Annotated in this window: 15 protein-coding genes; 5 read left to right on the plus strand and 10 right to left on the minus strand. The window is 56.3% G+C overall.

Annotated features, from left to right (window positions below):
- Positions 1 to 8 precede the first annotated feature (8 nt).
- The gene (locus EE949_RS08165; RefSeq protein WP_122663849.1) at positions 9 to 701 is read left to right on the plus strand and encodes a crotonase/enoyl-CoA hydratase family protein; all 693 of its coding nucleotides are present in this window, start codon (positions 9 to 11) and stop codon (positions 699 to 701) included.
- A gap of 118 nt (positions 702 to 819) precedes the next feature.
- Positions 820 to 1,791, plus strand: a complete 972-nt coding sequence (locus EE949_RS08170; protein WP_122663850.1) for a magnesium and cobalt transport protein CorA — start codon at positions 820 to 822, stop codon at positions 1,789 to 1,791.
- 127 nt (positions 1,792 to 1,918) lie between these two features.
- On the opposite strand, the gene EE949_RS08175 is transcribed toward EE949_RS08170, so the two are convergent.
- The 3 genes from EE949_RS08175 to EE949_RS08185 all read right to left on the minus strand — a co-directional run bounded on the left by EE949_RS08175 (position 1,919) and on the right by EE949_RS08185 (position 6,146).
- Entirely contained in the window at positions 1,919 to 2,638 is a 720-nt protein-coding gene (locus EE949_RS08175; RefSeq protein ID WP_122663851.1) for an amidotransferase, read from the minus strand.
- A gap of 127 nt (positions 2,639 to 2,765) precedes the next feature.
- Positions 2,766 to 4,910, minus strand: coding sequence for a 3-hydroxyacyl-CoA dehydrogenase NAD-binding domain-containing protein (locus EE949_RS08180; protein ID WP_122663852.1), 2,145 nt, complete (start codon positions 4,908 to 4,910; stop codon positions 2,766 to 2,768).
- A 30-nt stretch (positions 4,911 to 4,940) separates the two neighbouring features.
- Complete coding sequence (locus tag EE949_RS08185) at positions 4,941 to 6,146, minus strand: acetyl-CoA C-acetyltransferase (RefSeq protein ID WP_122663853.1); 1,206 nt, start codon at positions 6,144 to 6,146, stop codon at positions 4,941 to 4,943.
- A gap of 633 nt (positions 6,147 to 6,779) precedes the next feature.
- On the opposite strand from EE949_RS08185, the gene EE949_RS08190 reads away from it, so the two are divergent.
- Both EE949_RS08190 and EE949_RS08195 read left to right on the plus strand, forming a co-directional pair.
- A complete protein-coding gene (locus EE949_RS08190) occupies positions 6,780 to 7,151 on the plus strand; it encodes a rhodanese-like domain-containing protein (protein ID WP_122663854.1) in 372 nt (123 codons plus the stop codon).
- A gap of 4 nt (positions 7,152 to 7,155) precedes the next feature.
- Complete coding sequence (locus tag EE949_RS08195; protein WP_122663855.1) at positions 7,156 to 7,977, plus strand: cytochrome c; 822 nt, start codon at positions 7,156 to 7,158, stop codon at positions 7,975 to 7,977.
- A 193-nt stretch (positions 7,978 to 8,170) separates the two neighbouring features.
- Here EE949_RS08195 and EE949_RS08200 read toward each other — a convergent pair whose 3' ends face one another.
- From EE949_RS08200 to speE, 7 genes are all read right to left on the minus strand, one after another.
- A complete protein-coding gene (locus tag EE949_RS08200; RefSeq protein ID WP_122663856.1) occupies positions 8,171 to 8,989 on the minus strand; it encodes a transglutaminase family protein in 819 nt (272 codons plus the stop codon).
- The gene (locus EE949_RS08205) at positions 8,986 to 9,945 is read right to left on the minus strand and encodes an alpha-E domain-containing protein (RefSeq protein WP_122663857.1); all 960 of its coding nucleotides are present in this window, start codon (positions 9,943 to 9,945) and stop codon (positions 8,986 to 8,988) included. The genes EE949_RS08200 and EE949_RS08205 overlap by 4 nt, the downstream gene beginning before the upstream one ends.
- A gap of 12 nt (positions 9,946 to 9,957) precedes the next feature.
- Positions 9,958 to 11,367, minus strand: a complete 1,410-nt coding sequence (locus tag EE949_RS08210; RefSeq protein WP_122663858.1) for a circularly permuted type 2 ATP-grasp protein — start codon at positions 11,365 to 11,367, stop codon at positions 9,958 to 9,960.
- 501 nt (positions 11,368 to 11,868) lie between these two features.
- Positions 11,869 to 12,210, minus strand: coding sequence for a ribonuclease E inhibitor RraB (locus tag EE949_RS08215; protein WP_122663859.1), 342 nt, complete (start codon positions 12,208 to 12,210; stop codon positions 11,869 to 11,871).
- A 244-nt stretch (positions 12,211 to 12,454) separates the two neighbouring features.
- Positions 12,455 to 12,691 (minus strand): hypothetical protein, encoded by a 237-nt coding sequence (locus EE949_RS08220; protein ID WP_122663860.1) that lies wholly within the window; start codon positions 12,689 to 12,691, stop codon positions 12,455 to 12,457.
- Positions 12,692 to 12,978: 287 nt separating this feature from the next.
- On the minus strand, positions 12,979 to 15,066 hold the full coding sequence (locus tag EE949_RS08225; protein ID WP_122663861.1) for an LTA synthase family protein: 2,088 nt from the start codon (positions 15,064 to 15,066) through the stop codon (positions 12,979 to 12,981).
- 337 nt (positions 15,067 to 15,403) lie between these two features.
- A complete protein-coding gene (gene speE, locus EE949_RS08230; protein ID WP_122663862.1) occupies positions 15,404 to 16,264 on the minus strand; it encodes a polyamine aminopropyltransferase in 861 nt (286 codons plus the stop codon).
- 517 nt (positions 16,265 to 16,781) lie between these two features.
- Here speE and EE949_RS08235 point away from each other — a divergent pair.
- Entirely contained in the window at positions 16,782 to 17,588 is an 807-nt protein-coding gene (locus EE949_RS08235) for a hypothetical protein (RefSeq protein WP_122663863.1), read from the plus strand.
- Positions 17,589 to 17,730: the final 142 nt, after the last annotated feature.

Consider the following 17,730-nt stretch of genomic DNA (forward strand, 5'->3'; position numbering starts at 1 on the left):
ACACTGCCATGAGTGATTTGATCTCTTACCAACTGGAAGACGGTATCGCCACCCTGACCCTGAGCAATGGCAAGGTCAACGCCATTTCCCCTGCGGTGGTGGCGGCTTTCAATAGCGCGCTCGATCAGGCCGAAAAAGACCGCGCGGTGGTGATCATCACCGGCCAGCCCGGGATTCTTTCCGGTGGCTATGACCTGAAAGTCATGACATCCAGTGCCGAGGCCGCTATCAGCCTGGTCAAGGAAGGCTCGACACTGGCCCGCCGCATGCTGGCGCACCCCTTCCCTATTGTGATCGCCTGCCCTGGTCATGCCGTTGCCAAGGGTGCGTTCCTGCTACTGTCCGCGGATTATCGAATTGGCGTCGAAGGGCCTTTCAGCATTGGCTTGAATGAAGTGCAGATCGGCATGACCATGCACCACGTCGGCATCGAACTGGCCCGGGATCGCCTGCGTAAGTCGGCCTTCCATCGCTCGGTCATCAATGGCGAAATGTTTGATCCCGCCGGCGCCGTAAACGCGGGTTTTCTCGACAAACTGGTCAGCGTTGAAGAGCTGTCTGAAGCTGCACGCACGGTGGCGCTGCAACTGAAAAAGATCAACATGAGCGCTCACAAAAATACCAAGCTGAAAGTGCGCAAAGCGTTGCTTGAAACGCTGGATGCAGCTATCGAAGCGGATCAACATCACGCTCTGCGCTGAGATCAGGTCGCCCGTCAATGCGGGTGCGCACAAGCCCGCGAACTCCGCAGGCTTTACCGACTCTTAATCGTTAGCCCGCTGCCCGGGCATCCCCGCCATTCTCAGGATGCAAAAACAAATGGGTCGAGTCGTTGCCGCTGCGGTGTACAGCGCAGGCAAGAAAGTCTGCAATATCAGCCTCGAAGAAGGCGCAGCCTGGGCTGCAAAACCCGGCCACTTTGTCTGGATCGGTCTGGAACAACCCAGCGCTACAGAACTGGCCAGCCTCAAGGAGCAGTTCAATCTGCATGAGCTGGCCCTTGAGGACGCCCTTGAGGTTCACAGCCGTCCCAAGCTGGAAACCTTCGGTGATGCGCTGTTTATCGTCACCTATGCACCCGTCAGGGAAAACGGAAGACTGGAGTTCATCGAGACTCACATTTTCGCGGGCAAGGGTTACATCATCACCTCGCGCAATGGTCACTCCAAGTCCTACGGATTGGTGCGCCAACGCTGTGAAGCTCGGCCCTTGCTGCTTGAGCACGGCGAAGACTTCGTGCTCTACGCCTTGCTGGATTTCGTCACCGAAAACTATCAACCCGTCACCGAAGCCATCCACTGCGAACTGGAGGAGCTTGAGCACAGCGTGCTCAACGGGGCGCTGAAAGAGACCGACATCCAGCGGATTCACAGCCTGCGTCGCGACCTGCTACGCCTGTGGCGTTACGTGGCGCCAATGGTGGAAGTCGGTGAGGAGCTACAGAAACTCAACTTTCCCTTCATCGACAAGAACATGCGACCTTATTTCCGCGACGTGGAGATTCACGTCAAACGGCAGATGGAGGACTTGGGCAACCTGCGCGACATTGCCAGCCAGACCATTGAAATCGGCCTGCTGCTGGAGTCGTCACGGCAAAGCATCGTGCAGCGCAAGTTCGCCGCTTATGCGGCGATTCTGGCGGTGCCAACGGCAATCGCGGGCATTTACGGAATGAACTTCGAGAACATGCCCGAACTGACCTGGCACTACGGTTACTACGTGGTACTCGGCACGATAGTGACCGTATGTGGCGGATTGTTTGCCAGCTTCAAGCGCTCGGGATGGCTTTGAGGATCCCGGACTTCATGTGGGACTGGCTTTAGCCGGGAAAGGGCCAGTTCAGCCGCTACATCTGGACTATGTAGAACCACCGCCTTCCCGGCTGAAGCCGGTCCCTCGGAGTTCTGTCAGGGATATCTCAAACCGCGGCTTTATGCTGTACGAACCGCATCATCCATTCGGCTACAGTCAGGCCATGGTGGTCATGATCGAGGCTGGCGATACCCGTCTGGTAAATGGTCTCGCCGAGGCTCTCCTGGCGGATATCCAGCAACGTCCGTGAGTAGTCGTGGATGAACTCCGGGTGCCCCTGAAAGCAGAGTACCTGGTCGTTGATGTGATAAGCCGCAAACGGGCAGAACTCGCTGGAGGCAATCACTGTAGCGTTCTCCGGCAATGCGGTGACCTGGTCCTGATGGCTGATCAGCAAGGTCAGCTTTTCCATGCCCGGTGTCATCCACGCGGTGGCAGGCGCCAGCGTGTAGTGATGGATACCTACGCCCCAGCCTTTGCTCGCCCGCTCACTCTTGCCACCCAGCAACAACGCCAGCAACTGGTGCCCGAAGCAAATACCGAGCAGCTTGTCGCCGCGCTGGTACAACTCAAGCAGATAGACTTTCAGGGTCTGAATCCACGGATCGGTACCGAAAGAGTCAGCTTTACTGCCCGTCACCAGGTACGCATCAAAACGCTCGCCTTCTGGTGGATAGACGCCCTGCATTACGTTGTAGACCTCGAACTCGGCGGCAATGGGCTGGCGCGCGAAAAGCCGTTCGAACATCCGTCCGTATCCCTGGTATTGATCAACCAACTCAGGACGCAGGACGTCGGTTTCCAGAATGCAGATGCGTAGCGGCATAGAAAGTACCTGAAGCGGTGAAGGCAATAGTGCACCGCTCAAGCCTGCCTCGAACGGGCATGCCAAGGCAAGAGTCCTTTGAAAGGTCTGTGCACGATTACCTGAACCGCCGCTGTATCAGCGTCATTTAGAACAGCTCGCCTTTAAGGGCCTTGTGTAACAACAGCGAAGGCGGTTCGAAACGCTCGCCATAGCGCTCGGCGAGGTACTCCGCGCGAGCGATGAATTTCGGCAGGCCGTACTGATTGATGAACTGCAACGCGCCGCCTGTCCACCCGGCAAAGCCAATACCAAATATCGACCCTACATTGGCGTCTGCCACCGACATCAAGACCCCTTCTTCCAGACAGCGCACGGTTTCAATCGCCTGAATGAACAACAATCGATCCTGCACATCCTGTGCAGCTAACCGCGGGCCGGTTTTTTCGAAGCGTTCTTCCAGGCCGGGCCAGAGATGTTTGGCCAGGTCTTGCGGGTAATCATAAAACCCTGCGTTGGTTGCTTTGCCGAGGCGTTTGAACTCATTGACCATCAGCTCAAGTATCGCCGTTGCCGGATGCTCCTTGACCACCTTGCCCTCGGCCTGGAGATCCTTGCGGGTCTGTTCGCGGATATGGGCCATGAGACTCAACGACACCTCATCCGCGACTGCCAACGGCCCTACCGGCATACCGGCCTTGCGCGCTTCGGTCTCGATCATGGGCGCCGGAACACCCTCGCCGAGCATGGCAATGCCTTCATGGGTGAAGGTCGCGAATACCCGCGAAGTGAAGAAGCCACGGCTGTCGTTCACGACAATGGGAGTCTTCTTTATCTGTTGAACGAAATCGAAAGCCCTGGCAAGCGTCGCCTCACTGGTCTGCGCGCCTTTGATGATTTCAACCAGTTGCATCCTGTCCACCGGGCTGAAGAAATGCAGGCCGATGAAACGTTCAGGCTCAGTGACGGCGGTTGCCAGACCGGTGATTGGCAAGGTCGAGGTATTGGAGGCGATGACGGCATCCTTCATCGCGAACTGCTCGGCCGCAGCACTGACTCTGGCTTTGAGCGCACGGTCTTCAAACACCGCTTCGATGACAAGATCACAGCCCGCCAGCTCGGCATCGTGCTCGGCGCAGTGAATCCTCGCCAGAATAGCCTCGCTTTTCCCGGTGCTCATCCGCTCGTTGGCAACCTGCCTGGCCAACAAGCGAGCGCAATGCTCGCGGCCTTTCTGTGCGGCCGCAAGATTGATGTCTTTGAGCACCACGTCAATGCCTGCACAGGCGCTGACATAGGCGATACCCGAGCCCATCATGCCTGCGCCCAGCACACCGACTTTGCGGGTGGCGATTACAGGCAGGTTGTGCGGTCGGGATCCGCCCGCTTTGATTTCATTCAGCTGAAACCAGAAAGTACCGATCATGTTCTTGGCGACCTGCCCGGTCACCAGTTCGGTGAAGTAGCGGGTCTCGATCAACTGGGCGGTATCAAAGTCCACCTGCGCGCCTTCGACGACAGCGCAGAGGATCTTCTCCGGAGCGGGAAAGCAGCCTTGGGTTTTGCTGCGCAGTATTGAAGGAGCGATGGCCAGCATCTGCGCAACCTTGGGGTGTGAGGGTGCTCCACCCGGTAGCTGATAGCCCGGTCTGTCCCAGGGTTGCAGTGCTTCAGGATTGGCGAGAATCCAGGCCCGAGCTTTACTCAGAAGCTCATCGCGATCATCCACGATTTCGTCCACCAGACCGGCCACCAGCGCCTGCCGGGCGTTAAGTTTTTTGCCTTCGAGCAGGTACGGCAACGCTTTTTCCAGCCCAAGCATACGCACCATGCGCACGATTCCACCGCCGCCCGGCAACAAGCCAAGCGTGACCTCCGGCAAGCCGACTTGAGTATTCACCCCGTCCAGCAGAATGCGATGCTGACACGCCAGGCAGATCTCCCAACCACCGCCCAGTGCGGTTCCATTGATTGCCGCAACTACCGGCTTACCCAGGGTTTCCAGGCTACGAAGCTGACCTTTGAGCGTCTGCACCATGTCGTGAAACCACTGCGCACGGTCACTGCCAACCTGTATCAGTTCATCAAGGTCCCCGCCGGCAAAAAATGTCTGCTTGGCCGAGGTGATGATAACCCCGGCTATGGAATGCCTGTCCGCCTGCAGCCTGGCAATCGTTGCTGCCATCGCGTCGCGATAAACGGCGTTCATGGTATTGGCGCTCTGCCCGGGCATATCAATGGTCAGGACGACAATCTGGTCCTGACCTTTTTTATAATTAATGGCTTGAGTCATGAAAATGTTCTCTGCAATACAGGACAGGATTCAGTAGCGCTCGATGATGGTGGCGATACCCATTCCGCCGCCCACACACAAGGTCGCCAGGCCGTAGCGCAGCTGACGCTCTTCCAGTTCGTCGAGCAAAGTGCCGAGGATCATGCAGCCCGTGGCGCCCAAGGGATGGCCCATGGCAATAGCGCCGCCGTTGACATTGACCTTGAGCGGGTCAACGTCCAGGTCCTTGATGAACTTGAGCACGACAGAAGCAAAGGCTTCGTTGACCTCGAACAGGTCGATGTCCTGAACTGTCAGCCCGGCTTTGCTCAGCGCTTTGCGTGTGGCAGGTGCTGGCCCGGTGAGCATGATGGTGGGGTCGTTGCCGGTAACGGCAGTGGTGACGATTCGGCCGCGAGCCCTAAGTCCAAGCGCCCTGCCCTTGACGTCCGAGCCAATAAGCATCGCAGCCGCACCATCGACAATGCCGGAGCTGTTGCCCGGCGTATGCACGTGCCGGATACGCTCCACATGGCTATAGACCCGGAGTGCAGTGGCATCGAACCCCATCTGGCCGATCATCTCAAAACTCGGTTTGAGCTTACCCAGACCTTCCAGGGTCGAGTCGGCACGAATGAATTCGTCGTGATCCAGCAGCAAGCAGCCATTCTGGTCACGAACCGGGATCAGCGACTTGCGAAAGGCTCCTGCCTGACGAGCACGAGCCGCCTTTTGCTGAGACCCCAGCGCAAAGGCATCAACGTCTGCGCGGGTGAACCCTTCAAGCGTAGCGATCAAATCAGCGCCGATGCCCTGAGGCGTAAAGTGACAGTGCATGTTGGTTTGCGGATCCAGCACCCAGGCACCACCGTCGCTGCCCATCGGCACGCGGGACATCGATTCCACGCCGCCGACCACCACCAGATCCTCGAAACCGGAGCGAATCTTCATGGCGCCCAGATTCACCGCCTCAAGCCCGGATGCACAAAAACGATTGACCTGCACTCCCGCCACGCTCACATCCCAGTCGGCCACCATCGCAGCGGTCTTGGCGATATCCGCCCCCTGATCGCCTACCGGCGTGACGCAACCCAGAACGATGTCATCGACTTCAGCGGTGTTCAGGTCATTGCGCAGTTGCAGGGCTCTCAGTAGCCCGGCGAGCAGATTCACCGGTTTGACGCTGTGCAACGCGCCGTCTGCCTTACCCTTGCCGCGCGGCGTGCGTACCGCATCGAAAATCAATGCTTCGCTCATGAAGTCCTCGATCACTTTATTGTTATGGGTGAATCGTCTGAGGACACATTAGCCGCAAGTGGGCGGGATTCAATCGAGAGCCTAAAGACCAGCGTAGGAAAATTCCGACACTGACGAACGGTTGTCCGCACTCGAAGCACAGTTGATGTGGTTCAACGTGTCTAGTAAGGGAACGTCCGCGAGGCAACGAGTTTTTCTATAACTATTAATTCGCTAGAGTGATACCTAAATACGAAATGGTTCTAAACAGCAGCGCTCGTGGACTCTAAGGTTAATTTTGTAGCAACAGTAGCGCGATAAGAAATACATGAAGCGCTTGGTTTGTCGGCGGCTTTGCCGAACCGGTTGCTCAATGAATCACCTTTGCCAGCTGCCCGAAAACTCATTAAGAATTCGGCGAGCTTTTGTCGCTCAGGAATAACAAAAAAAGGCGGACAGCCATGTTCAAGCATTCCAAAGTACGTCAGGCCGGACTCATCGTCTTCGCCACCACCCTGTTATTGATCTTGCCAAACCTGAGTCGCCTGTTTGGATGAGGCCTACTTCGCCCTCAGGTTCTGATCATGCCAGCGCCCTACCGGACGACGTGTATCTGTGCCAATCTTTCCTCTCAAGGGAAAGGAGGCAGTCACGATGAATAAAGGTTTGGCGCTGATTTTGATAGCTTTTTGCGGCAGTGCCGCAGCTGGCGAAGTCGAACAGGCAGTGGCGGTGGCAGCGTTGAAGGAAGGGAAACTGGCCGTCGACGTGCGTAGCCAGACCGATTACGACGCAGGCACGGTACTCAATGCCGTGCGCGTTGAAGACCGGCGCCTGGTCAATCAGATGAAGCAGGTGCTCAACGACCGCAATGTCGTGTTCGTCGTGTTCAGCAGCAGCAACGAAAAAGCCAGCAAAGCTCAGGACAAGCTGAACAGGGCCGGGTACTACAGCGTCATCAATGGCGGTAACTACGAAGAGCTGCACAACGCCCTTTACGATATCAGCGACGATCCTGCGGAGTGATGATTTGCGTTTTATCCTTTCCCTGGCCGCGTTGATGCTTACGCTAGCCCCTCAATGCGCCTTGCAAGCCGCACAGCTGAAAATTGAACGAGAAGATCAAGTCAACATCTGGCAGACCAGCCAGCTGCTTGCACACCCGCAGATTCAAACCATCAAGATTGACGAGGACGTCGCCTACAAGCGTGCCATGAGCTATCGTGCCATTCCGCTTGCGGCGTTGCTTGAAGGGGTCACGCCGCAGGATCACCTGCAGGCCGTCGCAACCGACGGCTTTGCGGCGGAGATCCCTGCAGCGCCGGTCATGCAGCCCAAAGGTTCAAAGGCCTGGCTGGCCATCGAAGACCCGGCTCACCCATGGCCGCTCCTCAGCAACGGTACCCACAGCGCTGGCCCGTTTTATCTGGTGTGGACGGATCCCCTGGCCGACGGCATTGGCCGCGAAGAATGGCCGTATGCGATGAGTACCCTGCGCGTACTGGCGTCCGTCAGCGAACGCTTTCCCGCGTTACTGCCCGACCCGAAGCTCGCGGCTGACCATCCGGTTAAACAAGGTTTCGCGTTGTTCCAGAAAAATTGTCTGGCCTGCCATCGTCTGAATGCGGCCGGGGACTCGCAATTGGGCCCTGATCTGAACCTGCCCCACAGCCCTACTGAGTATTTCAGCGCCGGATACCTGCGCCAATACATACGCAACCCGCAGAGTCTGCGTGAATGGCCGCAAGGCAAGATGCCCTCTATTCCCAAAGAGGTGCTGCCGGATACCGAACTGGATCAGGTCATTGCCTATCTGGAGCACATGGCGGCACGGCGCAAAGCGGGAGAGTAACAATAAGCGCAGCGCGGGTATGGCCCGTGGCGTGCCATTGATGTGTTTCGTTGCCTGAACATCGTCATCGCGGGCAAGCGCGCTCCTACACTTGGATCGCGATCCGGTAGGAGGCAACTTGTTGGCGAGAGGGCTTTATACGGTGGTTCAGGCAGAGCGCCGCGGCATCAATGGCTGATGCCGCCCCCGGTAATCACTGATGCTGCGCCTGCATCATCACTTTGGGTGCGCCCGGCATTGGCGATACCAGCACCTTGGCATGCATCTGCTCACAGCCGCCACCGCGACGCATGCCGCGGACCGGGCAAGCGTCCAGATAATCCAGGCCGACCGCAAGTTTCAAGTGACGCTCAGGAATGGCCAGTTGATTGGTGACGTCGAAGCTATACCAGGCATCATCGATCCACGCCTCAGCCCAGGCATGACTGGCCAGATGCTCGCTGTCTTCGCTGTACAGATAACCCGAGACGTAACGTGACGGAATCCCGAGGCTGCGCGCGCAGGCCAGGAATGCGTGACTATGGTCCTGACAAACGCCCGAGCGTGCGGCAAACGCCTGCGCAGCGCTCGTGTCCACCTCAGTGGAGCCCGGCGTGTAGGTGATGTGTTGATTCAACGCGTGCATCAGATCAATCAGCGCGGTGCGGTCTTTGCGATTTTTGCATTGCTGACTGGCAAAAGCTCGAATCGCGTCGTCCGGCTCGGTCAGGCGTGTGAAACGCAAAAATGGCAAAGGCGACTGACTTTCGTGTTCAGCTTCACGCTTCTCATCGATTTCAACCTGACCGCGGGCACCGATGATTATCGCTTCATGCGGCTCATCCATGCTCAGCACGTGCAGGATATTGCCGAACGGATCGATCTGCGCACGCACCGGACGTGGCAGCGTCAGTTGCCAGCTGAGCACCTGCTGGCGCTCACTGTCGTGGGGCGTAAGGCGTAAATACTGGATGCTCGCGCGGACCTGATCCTCGTAGTGATAGGTGGTCTCGTGGCTAATTGAGAGTCTCATGCAGCCTCCAGATAAGAAGTGTGGATTGCGTTACCCAATTGGGCCAGCAAAGGAATGAATTCGTTCAACCACTTGTGCAGCCCCTCTTCCAGGATTTCGTCGATCCCGGTATAGCGCAGGCGTGCATCCAGCTCGGCCGCCAGTCGTTGTGCAGGACGGCCGTTGGCGCCTGGCAGGCTGGCGAGAATCTGGTCAAGTTCCTCCAGACAGGCACTCAGGGAACGAGGAACGTCCGGGCGCAGTAACAGCAACTCCGCGACCTGCCTCGCACCTGGCGCATCGCGATACAACTCGGTATACGCCTCAAACGACGACAGCGCCCGCAACAGGGCACTCCACTGGTAGTAACCGTGAGCCGAACTGTCGGCCACTGCATTGGTGTCATTGCCACGAAGTTCGAGCATCTCGTAGCGGGCGTCGAGCATACGCATGGTGTTGTCCGCACGCTCGATGAAGGTCCCGAGACGAATGAAGCGGAATGCGTCATGGCGCATGATCGTGCCGTAAGTCGCACCGCGAAACAGGTGTGAACGCTCTTTGACCCACTCGCAAAACCGGCTCATACCGTAACGGGTCAGGCCTTGTTCGGCGATACCGCGAATTTCCAGCCATGTGGCGTTGATGTTTTCCCACATGTCCGCAGTAATTCGTCCGCGCACCGCATGAGCACTCGCCCGCGCAGCGCCGAGGCAACTGTAGATACTGGCCGGGTTGCTCGCATCCAGCGCGAAGAAATGCAGCAGTCGTTCAGCATGCAACTCGCCGTGACGCTCCAGATAGTGATCCAGCGTGCCAGTAATCAGCAGTGGCATGGCCAGTTCGTCAAGGCCATCACCACGCCCGTCCTGAGGCATCAAAGACAGCGAGTAACTGACGTCCAGCATCCGGGCGAGGTTTTCCGCTCGCTCCAGATAACGCGACATCCAATATAAATCCGAGGCAGTTCTACTTAGCATTGGCAGGCATCCTTAATCCTCGACCACCCAGGTGTCTTTTGTTCCGCCACCTTGAGACGAGTTCACCACCAGCGAGCCTTCACGCAGCGCGACTCGGGTGAGCCCGCCGGGTACGACGCGGGTTTCACGACCAGAAAGGACAAACGGGCGCAAATCAATGTGGCGCGGTGCAATGCCGTTCTCGACAAACGTCGGACAGGTCGACAGGCACAACGTCGGTTGCGCGATGTACGCGTGCGGCTTGGCTTTGATACGGGCGCGGAACGACTCGATTTCCGCAGCCGTTGCAGCCGGTCCGACCAACATGCCGTAGCCACCCGATCCCTGGGTTTCTTTGACCACCAGTTCCGGGAGATTGGCCAGTACATGGGACAGGTCAGCAGGTTTACGGCACTGCCAGGTCGGCACGTTCTGCAGAATCGGTTCTTCATCCAGATAGAAACGGATCATGTCCGTGACATAGGGATAAACCGACTTGTCGTCCGCAACACCGGTACCGATCGCGTTTGCCAGCACCACATTGCCCGAGCGATAGGCCGACAGCAGGCCAGGTACGCCCAGCATCGAATCAGGGTTGAACGCCAGCGGATCGAGGAACGCGTCGTCTAGACGACGGTAGATAACATCGACCGCTTTGGGCCCGTCGGTGGTGCGCATGAACACACGATCGTCGCGGACGAACAGATCTGCCCCTTCAACCAGCTCCACGCCCATTTCCCGAGCAAGAAACGCATGCTCGAAAAACGCACTGTTGAAGCGACCTGGAGTGAGTACCACCACACTCGGATTATCCAGCGGGCTGGAACTCTTCAGCGTGTCGAGGAGCAGATTCGGATAATGATCGATCGGCGCGATACGCTGCGCTGCAAACAGCTCAGGGAACAGGCGCATCATCATCTTGCGGTCTTCGAGCATGTAACTCACGCCGCTCGGAGTGCGCAGGTTGTCTTCCAGCACGTAATAGGTGCCGTCGCCGTCACGAACCAGATCCACGCCGGAAATGTGCGAATAAAGATCGCGGTGCAGATTCAGCCCCTGCATCGCCAACTGATATTGCTCGTTGGCCAGCACTTGCTCGGCGGGGATAACCCCGGCCTTGATAATGCGCTGTTCGTGATAGAGGTCAGCGAGAAACATGTTCAGCGCCTTGACGCGCTGAATGCAGCCCTTTTCGACCACCCGCCATTCACTGGCCGGGATACTGCGCGGAATCGTGTCGAAAGGAATCAGGCGCTCGGTGCCTTGCTCGTCACCATAGAGCGTGAACGTGATCCCGGCGCGATGAAACAATAAGTCGGCCTCACGCCTGCGCTGAGCCAGAAGCTCAGGGGGCGTTTCACCCAACCAGCGGGCAAATTCCCGATAATGCGGGCGGACCAGACCGCCAGCATCGTACATCTCATCATAAAAGGTGCGGATCATGCCGTACTCCTTGTCACCACGGACACCAAGGGCCTTCGCAAGGCCCGTGCCATCGGCATAAACGCTTAAATATCAATTGGTTACATAAAACCAGAAAGCTACCCGCACCATTCCTGTGCAATAAGCTTCCTAACCAATTCTCCTACGCTTCATTCGGAAGCGTATTTCAACTGCAAAAGCTATGAACAGCATAGCCAGAGTTGATTTCACGAGACGATATTGTTTCCCGATAATCAGCGACATCCTGAACGCAGCGTATTTGTATGCCCCGTTTCAAGTCGTTGTCGAAAAACACGGCAGCGCTACCAGCACCGACTTCTCACCGAACTTCCCTTTGAGCCACTCACTGAGTGGCTCTTTTTTTTGCATGTCGTCCAGCGAAAACGACCGTCAGAAAAAACTCATACTCAATCTTGCATTTAGAGCCTGCAAACTAAAACCGGCCAACTCCCGGGCATACGCCCCGAAATCGGCCGGTCATTCAAGCTGTCACGGTAAAACTCATGCGTGTAAGCGCCTGATCTCCTGCCTGACTCCCCAACCCTCGACCTCACCGTCAAGCGGCGTGATTGCGGCCTGGAAGTCCTGTTCGAAATCGCCGATACCGTCATAGGTCGCGTGCATCACCTTGCTTAACTGCAAGTGCCAGGCACCGTCGTCTCGAACATTGATTTGAGTATTCAGGGATTCGCCACGGTATTGATCCGCAGCCTGCCTTGCCCGTTCCTCATCCGGGAAAACGGCATAGAACTCAATGGGATGTATACGTGCGAAATCAAAACCGCTTTCTTTCATGCGGCGCAGTACGTTACTGCTGATGTCCTCTTGATAGGCTGTGCTCATGAAACGTCCTCCTATTCAACGATAGATAGAGTTTCAACATTCCCGAATGTCGTGCCCTAGCAGGTCGTCCACGGCAGACACTCTGCCGCCCGGGATCAAGCATGTAGCTGACAAGGCCGTGTCCAATTGCGGACCGGCATCGACATGAAAAAAACGGGAGAAGCGTTTCACCCGTCTCATCTGCAGAGTAACCCCATCGTTGGCCTTCTGCCAATTCCCGATCAGGGCATTTTTTTCAATGCGATCAGGATGCCTCCTTAATGGACAGAATCTGCACGGAGTTCTGGTCTTTCAACGACTTGGCCGTAGGCTCGGCGGTCCGGCCTTCCAGGTCATTCATGTCCAGCTCATCAGCCACCGGAAACAATATAGGTCGCAGACGACGGGCAACCTCCTCGTCACTGGGACGATGCTCGGACTCCATAGCATGGCTTTGCTGCACACCGTCTTTGTCGAGATACGAAATGGTCCACTGTTTCATCAAGGTCTCCTCGGCAGCCGACAATGCGGCTTACGTGATCTTGACCTTTTGATGCGGGCATTCGTTCACAGGATTTGAATCGCCCGGGCTGTAGGAGTGAGCTTGCTCGCGATAGCGGCATATCAGTCACAGGTATTTAACTGCCAGGCCGCCATCGCGAGCAAGCTCACTCCTAAAGGTCCAGTTTCGCTGCACGACAGCGCGGTGTAAATGACGGTGCCTTTCGCGTACTCCAGGCAACAAAAAGCCCCTGCGCGAGGGGCTTTTTGCATTACATCACCACAGGATCAGTTCTTGCTGGCTTCGACCCCGGCAGTGTTATCCAGCAGGCTCTTGGTCGCCGTTTGCAGGAAGCTGTCGAGCTTCTCACGCAACGCCTGGGTGTCCGGTGCATCCGGAATCACTTCAGCGTGAGGTGTGCGGCCAAGGGTGTAGGACAGCACCTTCGGATCCATTTCCTTGGGTTCGATCAGGATCCGGTCACCCGTGATCAGAGCAACCGTCTGCTCACTGCCCGAGGGCTTGATAACGCCGAAGCCCTTGTCGCCAGCAGGCAGGTTAAGCAGGTCACGACCCCAGCACTGGTGACGGGTTTCGCCGCCAAGACGGCCCATGATCGTCGGCACGATGTCGATCTGCGTACCGACAATGCTGCTGCGCTGACCGAACTTCTCCTGCATGCCGGGTGCGATAAGCAGCAGCGGCACATTGAAGCGACCCAGGTCCATTTCGGTGATTTGTTGATTGTTGCCGAAACCATGGTCGCCCACGACCACGAACAGGGTTTCCTTGTAGTACGGCTCTTTCTTGGCCTTCTCGAAGAACTGCCCCAGCGCCCAGTCGGAGTAACGCATGGCCGTCAGGTGCTCATCCAGTGTGCCGTGCCCGGTAACAGGCTCCATCGGCAACTTTGGCGGCAGCGCGTAAGGCGTGTGGTTGGACAGGGTTTGCAGCAAGGCATAGAACGGCTTGCCGTTTGCACCCCGAGCCTTCAACTCTTGAGCGCCGCGATCAAACATGTCCTGATCGGAAACGCCCCACGTCGGATCGGAGAACACCGGATCAACGTAGTCGCCACGACCAATGAACGTGGTCATGCCCTGATTACTGAAGAAACCCGACTGGTTGTCCCAGGCGAAGTTACCGTTATAGACGTACACGTCGTCATAGTTGCGCGCACTAAGCAGCTGCGGCAAACCGGACAGCTTGTGCGCGCCCTCTGGCGTCTGCATCAGGTATTCGAAACCAGGCAGGTTCGGGAAACACGCCATGGTCGCGAACATGCCCTGATGGGTGTGCGTACCGTTGGAGAAGAAACGGTCGAACAACAGGCCTTCTTTCGACAGCTTGTCAAAGTAAGGCGTGATATTCGCTTCATCCCCCAAGGCGCCCACCGAGTGACCGGCAAAGCTTTCCATGAGGATGACGACGACGTTCTTGATCGGCAGCGTATTTTCCACCGGCGGCGTGAAATCACGCCGGATGGCAGCCAGATCAGGCTCTACCAGCTTGTCATTGGCGGTCAGCAGCATGTCTCGCACGGTTTGCTGAGCAGCCGGCTGTGGCAAGGTCGCTTTCCAGATATTGTCGCGATCTTCAGACATCCGGCTTTTGGCCGCGGCGATCAACGTCAAGGTACCGTTCAGGCCCAGCGTGTTGGCGAAATTGGATTCGGTGGTGTAAGCATCGCCCCAACGCAGTGGCGGCCCCTGACGCAGCGTACCGCGTGCGGCAACAACAGCAATCAGCAAGCAGACCACGAACACGCCAATGCGCGCATACCAGGGCGCAACATTACGATTGCTGGAATTGCTGACGCTGAACTCACGACGCGGACGAGTCGCCCGGTCAACGCCTTTGAACACCAGGCTCAACAGCCAGGTGACCACGGCCCATGCCAACAGGTAGCGAACCACCGGAAAGCCGTACCACAACATGCTCAGAACGGTCTTGGGGTCTTCTTTCACGTACTGGAACACCAGGCCATTCAGGCGCTGGTGGAATTCGCGATAGAAGTCCATTTCCATCAGGCCGAAAAACAGTGTGATGCTGGCGACCACGGTCAACCAGAAACGGAAGAACCCGCGTGCCGCCATCGCGCGGACGCTGAACAGCGAGAGCAACAGCGGAATCATCAGGTAAACCGTCAGACGCAAGTCAAAACGCATACCGTTGAACAGCGCTTCAACAAAGGTCGAGGCCGGTGTATCGCCGATCATCTCGCGGTTGTAAACCAGCAAGGCAACGCGCAAGAGCGTGTACATCACCATCAACACCAGAGCGCTGAGCAGCGTGTACGCAAGGTGGGATTTGACGGTAGGTTGCAGCGAGCGCGACGACGCGTGCTTATGAATCATAGCGTCCGGTTTAGCCATGTTGTTCTAGGATCCGTTGGATTCAGAGTAGGGTTCGAAAAGCGTGCGCTCGGCAATGACTTGGCATTGGCGAACGGAGGGCGCAAATCTTACGTGATCGCCCGCGGTTTAGCAGCGATGCATGACAGATGTTTTACCTTCGACGGTAATGAAGTCGGATGAAAAAGCCCCGACCACAGCGACACCCGTCGCAAGCGACTGAAAATCGCGCGCAATTCTCTATGACAAGGCGTGAAAATTTCGTAGTGGCTAATGAGCGGCAACTACCGCTGATTGGGTGCTACGCAGAACTGACCTGCCATGGACAGATCAGGCCTGCGTAACCTTTTGAAGGGTATCAGTCGTTGCTTGGCTTGTTTACCGCTTGCAGCACGTACTGAGGCAATGCAAACGCCCCGATATGGATTTCAGGGTTGTAATAACGAGTAACAATACCGCTACCTGCGAAACGCTGACGCAAGGTTTCCAGTGGCAACTTGCGATAAGCAGGATCGGTCGCGCCCCACGCAAACGTCATAGCACCACCAATGTAGGTAGGAATGGCTGCCTGATAGAAATGCCAGTCCGCGAACAGGCCACGCATGCGCCCTGCGGTGGTTTGCACGCCGCTGAGTTGCATGAACGGGGTGCCGTTCTGCGTGACCAGGATGCCGCCTTCGTTCAGGCAGCGATGACAGGCCTGATAGAAGTTTTCCGAGAACAACACTTCTCCAGGACCGATCGGATCGGTGGAGTCGGAAATGATCACGTCGAATTTTTCTTCAGTGGTCGCGACGAAACGCATGCCGTCGTCGATCACCAGATTCAGTCGCGGATCGTCGAAGGCACCCTTGGAATGCTCCGGCAGGAACTCTTTGCACATTTCGACCACGGTGCCGTCAATTTCCACCATGGTGATGTGCTCGACAGTGTCGTGCTTGGCCACTTCGCGCAGCATGCCGCCGTCACCGCCACCAATGATCAGCACGCGACGCGCCTTGCCGTGCGCCAGGATCGGCACGTGGGTCAGCATCTCGTGATAGATGAATTCGTCGGCTTCAGTGGTCTGAATCACGCCGTCCAGCGCCATCACCCGGCCCATGCGCGGATTCTGGAAAATCACCAGATGCTGGTGCTCGGTGCGCACCTCGTGAAGCATTTTTTCAATGCGAAAGCGCTGGCCGTAACCCTCGTACAACGTTTCTTGATAATCGCTCATGGGTAGGTCCCTGATGAATGCTGAAAACAGGACGGCCAGCCGCCCATAAGAAAGGCGCGCATTCTACGTTGGGAAAGATGACAGGTCGAACCTTGGGTGCAAACAACCGGACGGCCAGACATCGGGCGCCTGCGCCCCACCCCACAGGCTGAGGGTCAACGTCGGTTATTGGATAAGTGGCCTGAAAAACACCGTGCTCAAAAAAACACGAACACTCCTACAACTCAAAAGCGCGAACCCTACATATTAAAAATTCAAACCAAGCGACGATGCACTTCAAATACGCGCACATCTTCGCCCAAACAAAATCCTGTCCACCCATAACACCCGATATAAAAACACGCTTGTTTATTCGATCAACGCAACCTTTAAAAAATCATTTGTTTACGCTTTAGATATATACAACTACAGACGGTAGTGAATGCCAACTCAGGCATGCGTTGCCCCACTAATCCAGGGATTCCCCGTATGTTCAGTTTGCCAAACCTCGGCGGAAACACTTTCACAGGCCAGATCGATGAAAAAGTTTACCCAACGCGCCGCATTGAGTCTCGCCTTGTTTACTTTAAACGGCTGCGACTGGGTGGGCATATTTGCCAAGGAAGCCGCTGTAGCGGCAACCAGCCATCGCGGCAGGGATACGTTTACGTTCAAGGGGCAGCTGCCTGCGGAGTTTGGCATTGATGCCATTGCTTTCTATGGCCCCAATGAGCCGGGTAAAGCCAGCTGTCAGACACCGTCTTTTGAACCCGGCAAGACCATCACTCGGCGTTACTCGAAGCAGTACACCGCTGAAATTCAGGCGCAGCCTCAGGCGTTTAGTTTTGAAATACCGCTGAGTTACTACAAGGGTCTTTGTGGGATGAGGCTTGGGCGGGTGAAGTTGGAGATTAATGGGCGGTATGGTCCTCAAGAATGGCAACAGGCTTATGGACAAGGCAATTTTTATATTGGACCAAACAATACATCCACGACTGTAGACACTGACAAACACGGAACGATAAATATAACCGCCGCTTGCACATGGTTATTCCAGCAAAGCAAGGCACGATCAATCCTTGATGAAATCGAAAAAAGAGTTACATGCCAAGGAGCCGGAGCACGCCTCTCATATAAACAACTTGCAAATAAAACCATAACATTAACAATCAAGACATCCCAAGATGAAAAGCCTTCGATGAGAAACCGTTGGATAACTACCGATTCAGGGTGGAAACCCTGCCAAGAGACTGAAACATCAAATCGTTGCCAATCTCCACCAACATTCAAAACATTCAAAATGAATGGACATACCTGCACCGTTTACCCCGGCTGTACGGAGTAAGCATTCATGAGCATCCGAACATCTGCCGAGGTAATCAGCACTGCACTTCGGATACTGGGTATTGGCGTATTAACGCTGAGCTTGAGTGCCTGTGATTTAGTCGCAACACTTGTCAAGGAGGCCGCAGTCTCAGCCACCAGCC

The organism is Pseudomonas viridiflava, assembly GCF_900602065.1.
GTDB lineage: Bacteria > Pseudomonadota > Gammaproteobacteria > Pseudomonadales > Pseudomonadaceae > Aquipseudomonas.

Excerpts from the sequence above, each read along its gene's own strand:
- EE949_RS08170 (WP_122663850.1), top strand. The coding sequence starts at position 820 with ATGGGTCGAGTCGTTGCCGCTGCGGTGTACAGCGCAGGCAAGAAAGTC.
- EE949_RS08185 (WP_122663853.1), bottom strand. The coding sequence starts at position 6,146 with ATGAGCGAAGCATTGATTTTCGATGCGGTACGCACGCCGCGCGGCAAG.
- EE949_RS08215 (WP_122663859.1), bottom strand. The coding sequence starts at position 12,210 with ATGAGCACAGCCTATCAAGAGGACATCAGCAGTAACGTACTGCGCCGC.
- EE949_RS08180 (WP_122663852.1), bottom strand. The coding sequence starts at position 4,910 with ATGACTCAAGCCATTAATTATAAAAAAGGTCAGGACCAGATTGTCGTC.
- EE949_RS08225 (WP_122663861.1), bottom strand. The coding sequence starts at position 15,066 with ATGGCTAAACCGGACGCTATGATTCATAAGCACGCGTCGTCGCGCTCG.
- EE949_RS08210 (WP_122663858.1), bottom strand. The coding sequence starts at position 11,367 with ATGATCCGCACCTTTTATGATGAGATGTACGATGCTGGCGGTCTGGTC.
- EE949_RS08205 (WP_122663857.1), bottom strand. The coding sequence starts at position 9,945 with ATGCTAAGTAGAACTGCCTCGGATTTATATTGGATGTCGCGTTATCTG.
- EE949_RS08190 (WP_122663854.1), top strand. The coding sequence starts at position 6,780 with ATGAATAAAGGTTTGGCGCTGATTTTGATAGCTTTTTGCGGCAGTGCC.
- EE949_RS08165 (WP_122663849.1), top strand. The coding sequence starts at position 9 with ATGAGTGATTTGATCTCTTACCAACTGGAAGACGGTATCGCCACCCTG.
- EE949_RS08200 (WP_122663856.1), bottom strand. The coding sequence starts at position 8,989 with ATGAGACTCTCAATTAGCCACGAGACCACCTATCACTACGAGGATCAG.
- EE949_RS08220 (WP_122663860.1), bottom strand. The coding sequence starts at position 12,691 with ATGAAACAGTGGACCATTTCGTATCTCGACAAAGACGGTGTGCAGCAA.
- speE (WP_122663862.1), bottom strand. The coding sequence starts at position 16,264 with ATGAGCGATTATCAAGAAACGTTGTACGAGGGTTACGGCCAGCGCTTT.
- EE949_RS08235 (WP_122663863.1), top strand. The coding sequence starts at position 16,782 with ATGAAAAAGTTTACCCAACGCGCCGCATTGAGTCTCGCCTTGTTTACT.
- EE949_RS08175 (WP_122663851.1), bottom strand. The coding sequence starts at position 2,638 with ATGCCGCTACGCATCTGCATTCTGGAAACCGACGTCCTGCGTCCTGAG.